Below are 13112 nucleotides of genomic sequence, written 5' to 3'. Positions count from 1 at the left end.
ATCAGCGCCCCCACCAGCGTACCGGTGATGGTGCCGATACCACCGACGAAGCTGGTGCCGCCGAGAATGACCGCGGCGATGGCATCCAGTTCGTAGCCGACGCCGAGGTTGCCGTTGGCGCTGTATAACCGCGAGGCGCTCATCACCCCGCCAAGACCGGAGAGCAGGCCGCTCATGCCGTAGACAAACAGCAGCACCAGCCAGACTTTGATGCCGGTCAGCCGCGCCGCCTGCATGTTGCCGCCCACCGCGTAGATATGCACCCCAAGGGTAGTGCGGCGCAGGATAAACCAGCACACCGCGATCACCGCCAGGGCGATGACCACCAGCCACGGCACCGGGCCGAGATAGTCATTGCCGATCCACTCAAAGCTGATATCGGAGTTGATCACCGTGGTGCCGTCAGCCAGCAGATAGGCGGCGCCGCGCAGCGCCGTGTAGGTGCCGAGGGTGACGATAAACGGCGGTAACCCGGCGAAGGCGACCAGCGCGCCGTTGAACAGCCCAAGCAGCAGGCCGAGCATCAGCGCCGCCGGAATCGACAGCAACGCCAGCTCCGGGATCAGCGACACCACCATTGCCGCCACCGCGGTGGTGCCGAGAATGGAGCCGACGGAGAGGTCAATGCCGCCGGTAAGAATGATGAAGGTCATTCCCGCCGCCAGCACAATGTTGATCGAGGCCTGGCGGGTGATATTCAGCAGATTGCTTTCCGTGAAAAAGTTGGGGGCGATAAAGCCGAAAACGGCGACGATCAGGATGAGGATCGGCAGAATGCCGACGGTCTGCATCAGGTCGCCCATCAACATTTTTTTCGCCGAAGCGGATTTCGCGACTGGCGCGGAGGTCTCTTTCGGTATGCTCATAGTTGCCCTGCCTTAAGGTGAGAATCGTTCACGCCGGTGGCCAGCGTCATGATACTTTCCTGGCTGATATCGCCGGCCTGTAACTCGCCGGCGATAGCGCCCTCGCGCATCACATAGACCCGGTCGCTCATGCCCACCACTTCGGGCAGTTCGCTGGAGATCATCAGAATGGCGACGCCCTGGCGCGCCATGTCGTTCATGATGCGGTAAATCTCGCTTTTCGCGCCGACGTCGACGCCGCGGGTGGGTTCATCGAGGATCAGAATGCGCGGGCCAATCGCCACCCAGCGTGAAATCAATAATTTCTGCTGGTTGCCGCCGGACAGCCCGCCGGCGCGCACCTGGGCGTGCGGCACGCGGATGTTAAGCAACTGGATGGCGTCATCGGAGATGGTTTGCGCCTTCCGGCGGTTGAGCATCCCCCAGTTCGCGTCGCGTTCCAGCGTCGCCATGGTGATGTTTTCCTGGGCTGCCAGTTCGAGAAACAACCCCTGTTCTTTGCGGTTTTCGGTCAGAAAGCCGATCCCGAGGTCGATGGCTTCGCGCGGCGAGTGGATCACCACCGGCTCGCCGTCGATCTCAATCACCCCGCCAGTGGCTTTGCGCACGCCGAAGATCAGCTGCGCCAGTTCGGAGCGCCCTGCGCCGACCAGTCCGGCGAGGCCGACGATTTCGCCAGCATGCACCACGAGGCTGCTGGGCTTCACCTTGCCGCCATCGGTCAGATCCTCGACCCGCAGGCGCGGCTGGCCGCGGGGGATGTCACGTTCTTTATTGAACAGATCGCTGAGCGGGCGGCCGACCATCATGCGCACCAGCTCCGGCGCGTTGAGCTTGTCACGCACCAGGCTGCCGACATACTGCCCGTCGCGCAGGACGCTGACGCGGTCGGAGAGCTCATACACTTCCGCCATGCGGTGGCTGATATAGATAATCGCCATCCCCTCATCGCGCAGGCGCAGGATGAGCTCGAACAGGCGCTGGGTTTCCCGCGAGGAGAGGGCGGCGGTGGGTTCATCCATCACCAGAATGCGGCTTTGACGGTGGAGCGCCCGGGCGATCTCCACCTGCTGCTGTTCGGCGATGGTCAGGGTCATCACCCGGTCGCTGGCTTTGAACTGGGCGCCGAGACGGTCGATCACCGCCTGCGCCTGGCTGAGCATGGCTTTGCGCTGCACCAGGCCACCGCGCGCCAGCTCGCTGCCGAGGAAAATGTTTTCCGCGACGGTCAGGTTCGGCGCCAGCTGCATCTCCTGATAGATCAACGTGATCCCAGCGGCCAGCGCGTCCTTGGGGCCGCGGATGGTTTGCGGTTTTCCGTCGATCAGGATCTCGCCGCTGGTGGCGGTATAGGCGCCGGCAAGGATCTTCATCAGCGTGCTTTTTCCGGCGCCGTTTTCTCCCATCAGGGCATGGATCTCCCCTGGCCAGACCGTCAGGTCGACGCCCTTCAGCGCGTAGAATTTGCCAAAAGCTTTGGCGATATGGCGCATTTCCAGTACCGGGGTGGCGGTCATCGCGGCGCTCCTGTCTATGAGAACAATAGCTGCAGTCCACCACCGGAAAATAAATGCAGAATGTCAGAATCCATTCATATTTGTCATAGTGATAAATAGTTAACCGCGATCACAGTTACGCGGCGTCATTTTCTGCACCGTCACGCTTATCTGCCGACCGATCCTTCACTGGAGTTGCTATGACCGCTCGCCGACACCCGTTTTTCACCAGCGCCCGTGGCCGCCTGCTCTCCTTTAATCTGCTGATGGGCGTGGTCACCCTGTTGGTGAGCGGCGTGGCGGTGTTCGGCTTTCACCACGCCAGCCAGTTGCAGGAGCAGGTGCAGCGCCAGACTCTCAACGACATGCGCGGCAGTATGGATCTGGCGCGGGACACGGCGAATGTCGCCACGGCAGCGGTGCGCCTGTCGCAGGTGGTGGGGGCGCTGGAGTACAAAAGCGAAGCGGAACGGCTGCTGGCGACGCAGCAGGCGCTGAAGCACTCGCTGGCCCAGCTGGCGGCGGCCCCGCTGGCGCAGCAGGAGCAGGCGCGGGTGGCCAATATTATTCGCCGCAGCAACGCGCTGCAGCAGAGCGTGGCGGAGATGCTGGAGCGCGGCCAGCGCCGCCATCTGCAGCGCAATGCGCTGCTGAGTTCGCTTTACCAGAATCAGAGCAACCTGCGCCATCTCGCCGATCTTAACGATCGCGGCGGGGATAAGGCGATCGATCCGCGCCGGCTGGCCGAGATGGACCGGCTGATCGTGGCCGCGATCCATACCGTTACGCCGCGGTCGATCGTTCTGCAGCTCGACCAGCTGCGCGGCGACCTGCCGGCAGGCAGCGCCGATCCCGCGCTGGCGTTTTTCCTGCCCGACGTCAACCGGGAACTGGCGACGCTGGCCCCGCTGTCGGCCCAGCTGGAGGAGAGCGATCTGACGATCAGCTGGTACATGTACCACATCAAAGCGCTGGTCGCGTTGCTTAACGAGGACATCAATCAGTACGTGACCCGGGTGGCGGAAGCCTCAGAGCAGCGGGCGGCGCAAAGCCATCGGGAGCTGCGCTCCATCAGCATGTTTATTCTGCTTTCCGCGCTGCTGGCGCTGGCGATCACCGGCTGCGCCGGGTGGTATATCTACCGTAACCTTGGCTCGAACCTGACCGCCATCTCCCTGGCGATGTCGCGGCTGGCTCAGGGGGAGCCGAACGTCTCGGTGCCGGCCCTGCAGCGGCGCGATGAGCTGGGCGAGCTGGCGCGAGCTTTTAACGTTTTCGCCCGCAATACGGCGTCGCTGGAGCACACCACCCGGCTGCTGAAAGAGAAGACCACCCAGATGGAGATCGATCGGATTAAGCGCCAGGAGCTGGAAGAGGCGCTGCTGCACAGCCAGAAGATGAAGGCCGTCGGCCAGTTGACCGGGGGGCTGGCGCATGACTTTAACAACCTGCTGGCGGTGATCATCGGCAGCCTCGAGCTGGTGGAACCGGACGCACGCGATGCGCCGCGCCTCTCCAGGGCGCTGAAGGCGGCGGAGCGTGGGGCGCTTCTGACTCAGCGGCTGCTGGCCTTTTCGCGCAAACAGGCGCTGCATCCCCAGGCGGTGGCGATGGCGCCGCTGCTGGAGAACCTCAGCGAGCTGATGCGTCACTCCCTGCCGGCGACCTTAAGTCTGGAGATTGAGGCGCAGTCGCCGGCGTGGCCGGCATGGATAGACGTTGGCCAGCTGGAAAACGCCCTGATCAATCTGGTGATGAACGCCCGTGACGCCATGGCCGGGCGCGACGGGGTTATCAAAATACGCACCTGGAATCAGCGGGTCACCCGCAGCAGCGGTCAGCGGCAGGATATGGTGGCCCTGGAGGTGATCGATCATGGCAGCGGGATGTCACAGGCGGTGAAAGCCCGGGTGTTTGAACCGTTCTTCACCACCAAAGCCACCGGCAGCGGCAGCGGTCTGGGACTGTCGATGGTGTATGGCTTTGTGCGCCAGTCGGGCGGCCGGGTGGCGCTGGAGAGCGCGCCGGGGCAGGGGACGACGGTGCGGCTGCAGCTGCCGCGGGCGATGACCGAGGTTGAGACGACGGTGGCGCCAGCGGAGGACGAGCCGCTGCCGGCGGGAGAACGGCTGGCGCTGGTGCTGGAAGATGAAGAAGATGTACGCCAGACGCTGTGTGAACAGCTGCATCAGTTGGGCTGGCTGACGCTGGAGACGCCGAGTGGCGAAGAGGCGCTGCAGCTGCTGGAGGCGTCGCCGGATATCGCGCTGTTGATTAGCGATCTGATGCTGCCCGGCGCGCTGAGCGGCGCCGACGTGATCCATACCGCCCGACGCCGCTTTCCGGCGCTGCCGGTGCTGCTGATCAGCGGCCAGGATTTGCGTCCGGCGCAGAATCCGGCCCTGCCGGAAGTGGAGTGGCTGCGTAAGCCGTTTACCCGCGCCCAGCTGGCGCAGGCGCTGAGCGCGGCGTACGCGAGGATTTGAGATTCCTCCGCTACTCGGGGGGTGTACGCTTGATTAAGGTAGCGGCAGGACTCTGACGAGATTGGCCCCGATGAAACGTTACGCAACCGCACTGCTCTTTTGCACCCTGTCGCTGACCAGCCTGGCCGCTCGCGCCGATATTATCGATGACGCGATCGGCAATATTCAGCAAGCCATTAACGACGCCTATAACCCGGGTAGCAACCGCTCCGATGACGACGACAGATATGATGACGATGGCCGGTATGATGACGGGCGCTATCAGGGGAGCCGTCAGCAGAGCCGCGACAGCCAGCGTCAGTATGACGATCGACAACGGCAACTGGACGATCGCCGCCGCCAGCTTGACGAACGCCAGCGCCAGCTCGATCAGGATCGTCGCCAGTTAGAAAGCGACCAGCGTCGTCTGGATGATAGCTACTGATCGCTCCGCAACGGACCTGCACTTAATCCAGCACGATTTCCATCCCGTCATATCCCGCTTCGAAACCTGTCGGCAGCGGGTTATCCATCATCCAGACATCTAACTGGTGGCTGATATGGGTAAGGATCACCCGCGGACAGCCTATCACCTGGTTAAGGTGGCGGACGGTGTTTAGATCGTTGTGGTTACGCGGGGTCTGCGCGCGCGGCTCATGACTGCAATCGATGATCATCGCCTGCGGGCGGTTGTTGAGTAAAAACTTCAGCGTCTTGTCCGGCAGCCCGGCGGTATCCGAGAGCCAGGCCACCCGGCTGTGGGCCGACTCCAGCAGATAACCGAAGGTGAGCTTCGAGTGGTTGAGCGGCAGGGGCGTTACCCGCAACCCCTGCAGGTCAAACACCACAAACGGCGTGACGGTATGGCTAAAATCGAGCAGGCCGGGGTGCTTGAGTAGATCGTCGCAGCCGGCGTCGTCCGGCGGGCCATAGACCGGGATCGACGCGCCGACTCCCCAGCGCAGCGGAAACAGCCCCTGCACATGATCCAGATGGTAGTGGGTCAGCAGCACCTGCTGAAAACTACCGGCGGGATGATGTTCCATCAGATCCGGTCGTCCGGCATCAAGCAGCGTCACGGCGCTGTTGAACGTGACCACGCCGCTACAGGGGCGGCGTCGGTGGCTCTCCTCGCGGCGGGCGCGGCGGCAGGCCGCGCAGTCGCAACCGAAGACGGGCACCAACTGGGCGCCGCCGGTGCCGGTTAAACGGATTGTCAGGCTCATCGTGTCACCTTTCACTCATACCGGCTGATCTTCTACGCGTGCCACGTGGCTGCGCAGCAGGCGGAAGAAATCGTCAACCGATTGTCGAAGACTCCCGTCATTATTCAACGTCAGGCAATTGTCCGGCTTATAGCGCGCGGCGCGATCCAGACGCTGGGCGATTTCCAGCGCGTTTTCCCGGCCGCGCTGCTCCAGCCGCTGGCGGAGCACCGGCGGCGAGACGGCGAGACAGATCGGCACCAGCACCTCGCCGTAGCGTTCCCGGGCCAGCGCCAGGTGGGCGCGGGAGCCGTTGGCCACCACGTCAAAGCCAGCGTGCAGCCACAGGTCGATCTCCACGCCAATGCCATAGTAAGTATTGTTGGCGTGCCAGCTGAGAGCAAAAAGATGCTGCTCGGCGCGGGTAAAAAATTCATGTTCGCTGAGGGCGATATGATTCTCGCTGCCCGCGTTAAACGGGCGGGTAATGTAACGATGGGCCACCAGCAGCTGCGGGTGCTCGCGCTCGCGCAGCGCCGCCAGCAGGCTGTCTTTACCGGAGCCGGAGGGCCCCACCAGCCAAATCAGTTTTCCCGGCATTAAAAGACCCTCGTTCCCTGGCGCCAGACATGGTCGATGTGCACATGCTCGCCGCGACGGTGCGCCAGCACCAGGTCGGCGCGTTTCCCCTCGGCGATGACGCCGCGATCGTCAAGGCCCAACGCCTGCGCCGGATGCTTGCTGACCAGACGGATCGCCTGCGCCAGGGTGAAGGCGTTATCCTCGGCGTCGGCGATGCGGAAAGCGGCATCCAGCAGGCTGGCGGGGTAATAGTCAGACGAGAGAATGTCCAGCAAACCACTGCTCGCCAGCTGGTGCGCCGCGATGTTGCCAGAGTGGGAACCGCCGCGCACGATATTGGGGGCGCCCATCAGGACGTGCATCCCATGCTGACGTGAAGCCTGCGCTGCGGCCAGCGTGGTGGGAAACTCGGCGATGACGCTACCTAACTGACTGGATTCGGCCACATGCGCCTCGGTGGCGTCGTCGTGGCTGGCAAGGGCGATACGACGGGCGCGGCACATGGCGGCGATGGTCTGACGATTCGGCTGCGACCAGGTGGCGGCCAGGGCCATCTGCTCGGCTTCAAAACGGTCCATTTCGTCGTGAGTGAGATGGTATTTGCCCTGATAGTAATCGCGGTACTTGCTGCGATCGGCGTACTGACGCTGGCCTGGCGAGTGGTCCATCAGAGAGACCATGCTCACCGACTCGCGGTCAATCAGCTTTTCAAACAGCGGCAGCGTGGTGTGATGCGGCAGCTCGCAGCGCAGGTGCAGACGATGCTCGGCGCGGTTGAGGCCGCGTTTTTGCGTCTCTTCCACCGCATTGACCATCTTCTCCAGATTCTCAAGACGATCGCCGCCATCGCGCACGTCGCCAATCGCCACGGCGTCCAGCACGGTGGTGATGCCGCTGGCGACCATCATGGCGTCATGGCTGCTCATCGCCGAGTGGGCCGGCCAGTCTACCTTCGGTCGCGGGGTAAAGAACTTGTCGAGGTTATCGGTATGCAGTTCGATAAGGCCCGGCAGCAGCCAGCCGCCTTCCCCATCCAGCGCCTGCGGCAGCCGACTCTGGCTTTCGGCGAAAGCGAGGATGCGACCGTGCTGGACTTCCAGTGAACCGTGGACCACGTCGTCGTCGAGAACCAGTTTTACGTTATTGATAATCATGCTGTCATTCCCATGGGGTGCAGTCGGTCGGCGACCTGACGGCGTACCCCTTCGTCATGGAAAATCCCCACGATGGCCGCGCCGCGCGCTTTGGCATCGTGGATCAGGTTGACCACGGCAGCACTGTTTTTGGCATCCAGTGAGGCGGTGGGTTCATCAAGGAGCAGAATCGGATAGTCGACCGCAAAGCCGCGGGCGATGTTGACCCGCTGCTGCTCGCCGCCTGAAAAGGTCGACGGCGCAAGGTGCCACAGGCGTTCCGGAACGTTGAGGCGGGTCAGGAGCAGTGCGGCTTTCGCGGCGCTCGCTTCACGCGGCGTCCCAAGGTCGAGCAGCGGCTGCATCACCACCTCCAGCGCTGAAATGCGCGGGATCACCCGCAGAAACTGGCTGACCCAGCCGATGGTGGTTTTGCGCACTTCCAGTACCTTGCGTGGGGTGGCGGTGACCAGATCCACCCATTCCTCGCCGTGGCGGATGTGGATATGGCCGCTGTCCGGCAGATAATTGGCATACAGCGAACGCAGCAACGTCGATTTGCCGCTGCCGGAGTGACCGTGGAGTACCACGCACTCCCCGGCGTTAACGGTCAGCGAGGCGTCGGCCAGCACCGGCAGGCGCACGCCGTGCTGCTGGTGCAGAACAAAGGTTTTATGGATGTTTTCAACGCGGATCATGTTAGCCCTCGCGGGGTTGGGTTGCCGGGTGGCGCTTCGCTTACCCGGCCTACGAATAACGCACCTGTAGGCCGGGTAAGGCGTAGCCGCCACCCGGCAAAACAGCATCAATTCTGCAACACCGACGACACCAGCAGCTGGGTGTAAGGGTGGTGCGGATCGTCGAGCACCCGGTCGGTTAAGCCACTCTCGACTACCTGGCCCTGCTTCATCACCAGCAGACGGTTCGCCAGCAGACGGGCGACGCCGAGATCGTGGGTAACAATCACCACCGCCAGATTCAGCTCCACCGCCAGGCCGCGCAGCAGATCAAGCAGCCGCGCCTGCACGGACACATCCAGCCCGCCGGTGGGTTCATCCATAAACACCAGCTTCGGCTGGGTAACCAGATTGCGGGCGATCTGCAGACGCTGCTGCATGCCGCCGGAAAAGGTAGTGGGCAGGTCGTCGATGCGTGAGGGCGGGATCTCCACCTCCTGCAGCCACTTTTCGGCGGTGGCGCGAATGTTGCCGTAGTGGCGGGCGCCGGTGGCCATCAGCCGTTCGCCGATGTTGCCCCCGGCGGAGACCTGGCGACGCAGGCCGTCCATCGGGTGCTGATGCACCACGCCCCATTCGGTACGTAGCAGGCGGCGGCGTTCGGCTTCGCTCATGGCATACAGCGAGCGCTGCTGGTACAGCACCTCGCCCTGCTGTGGCCTCAGGCGGGCAGAGATCGCCTTCAGCAGGGTGGTTTTACCGGAGCCGGACTCCCCGACGATGCCGAGTACTTCTCCCGGCCACAGTTCGAAGGAGACATCGCGAAAACCTTTGTCCGGGGCGTAGAGATGGGTCAGGTTATTCACAGCAAGTAATGGCTGGCTCATTTTTTCTGCCCCTCGCTCTGCTGGCGGCAATAGTCGGTATCGGAGCAGACAAACATCCGCTGGCCGCTGTCATCCAGTACCACTTCGTCGAGGTAGCTGTGGCGCGAGCCGCAGATGGCGCAGGGCTCATCCCACTCCTGCACGGTAAATGGATGGTCATCGAAATCGAGACTTTCCACCGGGGTATAGGGCGGCACCGCGTAGATCCGCTTTTCGCGCCCGGCGCCGAACAGCTGCAGCGCCGGCATCATGTGCATTTTCGGGTTATCGAATTTCGGGATCGGCGAAGGGTCCATCACGTAGCGGCCATTGACCTTCACCGGGTAGGCGTAGGTGGTGGCGATATGGCCGAAGCGGGCGATATCTTCATACAGTTTCACCTGCATGACGCCGTACTCTTCCAGCGCGTGCATGGTGCGGGTTTCGGTTTCGCGCGGCTCGATAAAGCGCAGCGGCTCCGGGATCGGCACTTGATAGATCAGGATCTGATCCTCCACCAGCGGCGTCTCCGGGATCCGGTGGCGGGTCTGGATCAGGGTGGCGTCTTCGGTACGCTCGGTGGTGGCGACACCGGTGACGCGCTTAAAGAACTGACGAATCGACACCGCGTTGGTGGTGTCATCCGCGCCCTGGTCAATCACCTTCAGCACGTCGTTCTCGCCGATGACGCTGGCGGTCAGCTGGATGCCGCCGGTGCCCCAGCCGTAGGGCATTGGCATTTCGCGACCGCCGAACGGCACCTGGTAGCCGGGAATGGCCACCGCTTTGAGGATCGCCCGGCGGATCATGCGCTTGGTTTGCTCGTCGAGATAAGCAAAGTTATAGCCAGTCAGTGGGTTAGCCACGTTCGTTCTCCCGTTGCAGGCGTTTCAACAGCGCCAGTTCGGCCTGGAAATCGACATAGTGCGGTAGTTTCAGATGCGAGACGAAGCCGGCCGCTTCGACGTTATCGGCATGGGCCAGCACAAACTCTTCATCCTGAGCCGGGCCAGCAATCTCTTCGTCATAGTCTGGCGCCTGCAGGGCGCGGTCGACGAGGGCCATGGCCATTGCTTTGCGCTCGCTCATGCCGAAGGTCAGACCGTAGCCGCGGGTGAAGTGCGGCGGCTCATCCTGCGGGGCGACGAAGCCGTTGACCATTTCGCATTCGGTGAGCAGCAGCTCGCCAATATTGACGCTAAAGCCCAGCTCTTCCGGCACGATTTCCACCTGCACGTAGCCGCTGCGGATCTCGCCGGCAAACGGATGGTTGCGGCCATAGCCGCGCTGGGTCGAATAGGCCAGCGCCAGCAGGTAACCTTCATCGCCGCGCATCAGCTGCTGCAGGCGCGAGGAACGCGAGCAGGGGTAGACCGGCGGGGTGCGGGTGATATCGTCGGGCGGCGTGCCGCGATCTTCCTCGGCCTTCGCCAGCCCCTGCTGCGTGAGCAGGCTAAAGACGTGCGGCGTCGGCTCTGCTTCGCCATCGGCTTGCTGCACAGACGGCGCTTCGCCGTTGGCCAGCAGGGTAAAATCGAGCAGGCGATGGGTGTAGTCGTAGGTGGGGCCTAGCAGCTGGCCGCCGGGAATGTCTTTGTACACTGCGGAGATGCGGCGTTCGAGGCGCATCTCCGCAGTGTTAATCGGTTCGCTGACCGCCAGCCGCGGCAGGGTGGTGCGGTAGGCGCGCAGCAGGAAGATCGCTTCGACGTTATCACCGCTGGCCTGCTTGAGCGCCAGCGCCGCCAGTTCGCGGTCGGCGATGCCGCCCTCGGTCATCACCCGGTCCACCGCCAGGTTGAGCTGGTCGCCTATCTGATCAACGCTCAGTTCGGGAAGCCGTCCATCGCCCCGCCGTTTCTGTTCCTGTAAGGCGTGAGCGGCGAGGATCGCCTTCTCGCCGCCCTTGACGGCTACATACATTTAGCAAACCTCCACGTGGGTGGTGCGCGGGATCGCCAGCAGGCGCTCGCCGCAGGTGAGGATCAGGTCGATGCCCAGCGGGAACGGATGCGGGCGTTCAGTTAATTCGTCGATGATGCAGTCCGGCAGCTGCGGCGCAATCATTCGCTCTTCGGCAATGCCTGCCCCGGTCAGGCGCAGCATGCGTCCGCCGCTGAGGCTGGCGAGCTGAACAATCAGCGTGACGCCGGTTTCCGGAGCAGTGACGGTGCCAGCGGAAAGGACGTTGAGCTGCTCGGCGCTGATGCCGTCATTGGCGACGGCAAAAACCGCCTGCTGCGGCTGATCCACCAGCGGCGCGCCGGTATGAAAGCGCAGATTCTGTCCCACCAGATCGTTATGCAGAGCGCTGGCGAGCCAGACCGGCGTTTCATGATCGGCAAGGGTCAACAGCAGGCTGGTGGAGGCCACGTTCAATGGCTGCCAGCCGTGCTGAAGCTGCTGCAGGGAGACAATCACCCCCGGCTCGCTCATCGCTTTCAGCAGGCGACGAAAACTGTGTTGGGCATCCTGCACAGCCAGGGTAAAAGCGGGTTGTAAGGTCATGCGTTATCTCCGCGAACCAGGGTAAAGAAGTCGACCCGGCTGGCGTTGACTTCGGCGCGTCGGGCTTCAATGCGCGCGCTGCGTAGCGCTTCCAGCGGGGTTATCAGGGTTTCCATTAACGTATGAAAATGGCGAGGCGACTGCAGCAGGGCGTCGATGGCCGCGCAGCGTTCGGCATGCGGGCGGTCGCGGCCTAAGATCCAGCTGTAGCCGAGCGTCCCGTCGGCCAGACGTACCGCCGCGCGGGTGAGCGTGGCGTCGCCGGCAAAGAAACGGTCGCCGATGCCACCCATGCGGGCCTGGAGCTGTACCAGCCCGGTTTCCGGGGTGCGAATCAATTCATACGCCGGCGCCAGCTGCAGGGACTGCATGCGCGCCAGAAGATCTTGCGGTTCACTGTGGGCCAGCACGGACATCCAGCGCTGGCGGGTGGCGGTATCGAAGTGCATTCAGTGCTCCATGGTAAATTCAATCATGTCGGCGCGGGTCAGGCTGACGGAGTATTCGATGGGGGTCTGCTCGCCCTGGCGGCTGTTGAGGGTGCGTACGCAGAGCAGCGGCGCCATGTTGGGGATCTCCAGCAGCTTGCTCTCTTTCGCCTGCGCGCGGCGGGCGCTGATTTTGGTGCGTGCCCGGGTCAGTTTGACGTCGAGCTCATCGCGCAGCAGGTCGTGCAGCGATCCGTGGCTAAAGGTTTGCAATACCGGCCAGAAACGCAGGTCGGCGAAGTAGTGGTCGATCAGGCACAGGGCGACGCCATTGACCCGGCGCAGGGTGCGCAGGTGGATGACGTTCTCGCCCTCATTGATGCCAAAGGCCTCGGCAACATGCGCGCTGGCGGGGCGCAGCACCGACAGCAGCTTTTCGCTGGTGGGATCGCTGCCCTGTTCCAGCAGGTTCTGGCTGAACCGCGCCTGAGCATTAAGCGGGTAATCGATCGGCCGCATCAGCACCAGCACGCCGACGCCCTGACGGCGCTGCACCCAGCCGCGTTCAACCAGCTGGTCGATAGCCCGGCGCAGGGTATGGCGGTTAACGTCAAAGCGCGTCGCCAGCTGCTGTTCGGCGGGCAGATAGTCGCCGCAGCGATAGTGGTGGCGCAGCTCCTGCTCAAGTCGGGCGGCGATTTCCTGATAGCGCGTGGGATAACTGGTCGGATGTCTGGACAGGTGCATAGTCATCAAGCCTCACACAGCATAGGCGAGGAGGTCCCTCGCGTTGTGGGCCGATCCTGACCGGTTTATGTTGCATTTCGGTTAAGTGATGATGACCAAAGGATGAAGAGTTGGTGCCAGACGGATGACAGGGCGGCCG

At 63.1% G+C, this 13112-nt stretch carries 14 protein-coding genes; 2 read left to right on the top strand and 12 right to left on the bottom strand.

All coding sequences use genetic code 11. The features are described from left to right. A partial coding sequence (locus CW267_RS28180; protein WP_101148693.1) for an ABC transporter permease subunit occupies window positions 1-866 on the bottom strand: 866 nt, incomplete at its 3' end. Then, a complete protein-coding gene (locus CW267_RS28175) occupies window positions 863-2383 on the bottom strand; it encodes a sugar ABC transporter ATP-binding protein (protein WP_008807253.1) in 1521 nt (506 codons plus the stop codon). The genes CW267_RS28180 and CW267_RS28175, both read right to left, overlap by 4 nt. Before the next feature lie 179 nt (window positions 2384-2562). Between CW267_RS28175 and CW267_RS28170 the strand changes: the two genes are divergently transcribed. Both CW267_RS28170 and yjdP read left to right on the top strand, forming a co-directional pair. Next, complete coding sequence (locus CW267_RS28170; RefSeq protein WP_012969140.1) at window positions 2563-4848, top strand: ATP-binding protein; 2286 nt, start codon at window positions 2563-2565, stop codon at window positions 4846-4848. A 70-nt stretch (window positions 4849-4918) separates the two neighbouring features. Beyond that, the gene (gene yjdP / locus CW267_RS28165) at window positions 4919-5272 is read left to right on the top strand and encodes a DDRRRQL repeat protein YjdP (protein ID WP_012543151.1); all 354 of its coding nucleotides are present in this window, start codon (window positions 4919-4921) and stop codon (window positions 5270-5272) included. 22 nt (window positions 5273-5294) lie between these two features. Here yjdP and phnP read toward each other — a convergent pair whose 3' ends face one another. From phnP to phnF, 10 genes are all read right to left on the bottom strand, one after another. Beyond that, window positions 5295-6053, bottom strand: coding sequence for a phosphonate metabolism protein PhnP (gene phnP / locus CW267_RS28160; RefSeq protein WP_008807250.1), 759 nt, complete (start codon window positions 6051-6053; stop codon window positions 5295-5297). Between the two features lie 15 nt (window positions 6054-6068). After that, complete coding sequence (gene phnN / locus CW267_RS28155) at window positions 6069-6632, bottom strand: ribose 1,5-bisphosphokinase (RefSeq protein WP_012543150.1); 564 nt, start codon at window positions 6630-6632, stop codon at window positions 6069-6071. Beyond that, a complete protein-coding gene (phnM, locus tag CW267_RS28150; RefSeq protein WP_016160122.1) occupies window positions 6632-7768 on the bottom strand; it encodes an alpha-D-ribose 1-methylphosphonate 5-triphosphate diphosphatase in 1137 nt (378 codons plus the stop codon). The genes phnN and phnM overlap by 1 nt, the downstream gene beginning before the upstream one ends. Next, window positions 7765-8445 (bottom strand): phosphonate C-P lyase system protein PhnL, encoded by a 681-nt coding sequence (phnL, locus tag CW267_RS28145; RefSeq protein WP_044613967.1) that lies wholly within the window; start codon window positions 8443-8445, stop codon window positions 7765-7767. Before phnL ends, phnM begins: the two co-directional genes overlap by 4 nt. A gap of 107 nt (window positions 8446-8552) precedes the next feature. Further along, window positions 8553-9311 carry a phosphonate C-P lyase system protein PhnK gene (gene phnK / locus CW267_RS28140; RefSeq protein ID WP_016160123.1) on the bottom strand — a complete coding sequence of 253 codons (759 nt, stop codon included), beginning with the start codon at window positions 9309-9311 and terminating at the stop codon, window positions 8553-8555. Further along, window positions 9308-10156 (bottom strand): alpha-D-ribose 1-methylphosphonate 5-phosphate C-P-lyase PhnJ, encoded by an 849-nt coding sequence (locus CW267_RS28135; RefSeq protein WP_002885202.1) that lies wholly within the window; start codon window positions 10154-10156, stop codon window positions 9308-9310. Before CW267_RS28135 ends, phnK begins: the two co-directional genes overlap by 4 nt. After that, the gene (locus CW267_RS28130) at window positions 10149-11213 is read right to left on the bottom strand and encodes a carbon-phosphorus lyase complex subunit PhnI (protein WP_008807245.1); all 1065 of its coding nucleotides are present in this window, start codon (window positions 11211-11213) and stop codon (window positions 10149-10151) included. The genes CW267_RS28135 and CW267_RS28130 overlap by 8 nt, the downstream gene beginning before the upstream one ends. Beyond that, window positions 11214-11798, bottom strand: coding sequence for a phosphonate C-P lyase system protein PhnH (phnH, locus tag CW267_RS28125; RefSeq protein ID WP_008807244.1), 585 nt, complete (start codon window positions 11796-11798; stop codon window positions 11214-11216). Continuing rightward, window positions 11795-12247 (bottom strand): phosphonate C-P lyase system protein PhnG, encoded by a 453-nt coding sequence (phnG, locus tag CW267_RS28120; RefSeq protein WP_008807243.1) that lies wholly within the window; start codon window positions 12245-12247, stop codon window positions 11795-11797. The genes phnH and phnG overlap by 4 nt, the downstream gene beginning before the upstream one ends. Continuing rightward, window positions 12248-12973 carry a phosphonate metabolism transcriptional regulator PhnF gene (gene phnF, locus CW267_RS28115; RefSeq protein ID WP_012543146.1) on the bottom strand — a complete coding sequence of 242 codons (726 nt, stop codon included), beginning with the start codon at window positions 12971-12973 and terminating at the stop codon, window positions 12248-12250. It abuts the gene before it with no gap. Window positions 12974-13112 lie beyond the last annotated feature (139 nt).

Source organism: Klebsiella sp. X1-16S-Nf21, from assembly GCF_002837615.1.
In the GTDB taxonomy this organism is placed as follows: domain Bacteria; phylum Pseudomonadota; class Gammaproteobacteria; order Enterobacterales; family Enterobacteriaceae; genus Klebsiella; species Klebsiella variicola.
Note: the sequence above shows the minus strand (reverse complement) of the source record. Positions and strands in the feature narration are given on the sequence as shown.

Excerpts from the sequence above, each read along its gene's own strand:
- phnH (WP_008807244.1), bottom strand. The coding sequence starts at position 11,798 with ATGACCTTACAACCCGCTTTTACCCTGGCTGTGCAGGATGCCCAACAC.
- CW267_RS28130 (WP_008807245.1), bottom strand. The coding sequence starts at position 11,213 with ATGTATGTAGCCGTCAAGGGCGGCGAGAAGGCGATCCTCGCCGCTCAC.
- phnL (WP_044613967.1), bottom strand. The coding sequence starts at position 8,445 with ATGATCCGCGTTGAAAACATCCATAAAACCTTTGTTCTGCACCAGCAG.
- CW267_RS28170 (WP_012969140.1), top strand. The coding sequence starts at position 2,563 with ATGACCGCTCGCCGACACCCGTTTTTCACCAGCGCCCGTGGCCGCCTG.
- phnF (WP_012543146.1), bottom strand. The coding sequence starts at position 12,973 with ATGCACCTGTCCAGACATCCGACCAGTTATCCCACGCGCTATCAGGAA.
- phnK (WP_016160123.1), bottom strand. The coding sequence starts at position 9,311 with ATGAGCCAGCCATTACTTGCTGTGAATAACCTGACCCATCTCTACGCC.
- phnN (WP_012543150.1), bottom strand. The coding sequence starts at position 6,632 with ATGCCGGGAAAACTGATTTGGCTGGTGGGGCCCTCCGGCTCCGGTAAA.
- phnM (WP_016160122.1), bottom strand. The coding sequence starts at position 7,768 with ATGATTATCAATAACGTAAAACTGGTTCTCGACGACGACGTGGTCCAC.
- phnG (WP_008807243.1), bottom strand. The coding sequence starts at position 12,247 with ATGCACTTCGATACCGCCACCCGCCAGCGCTGGATGTCCGTGCTGGCC.
- yjdP (WP_012543151.1), top strand. The coding sequence starts at position 4,919 with ATGAAACGTTACGCAACCGCACTGCTCTTTTGCACCCTGTCGCTGACC.
- CW267_RS28175 (WP_008807253.1), bottom strand. The coding sequence starts at position 2,383 with ATGACCGCCACCCCGGTACTGGAAATGCGCCATATCGCCAAAGCTTTT.
- phnP (WP_008807250.1), bottom strand. The coding sequence starts at position 6,053 with ATGAGCCTGACAATCCGTTTAACCGGCACCGGCGGCGCCCAGTTGGTG.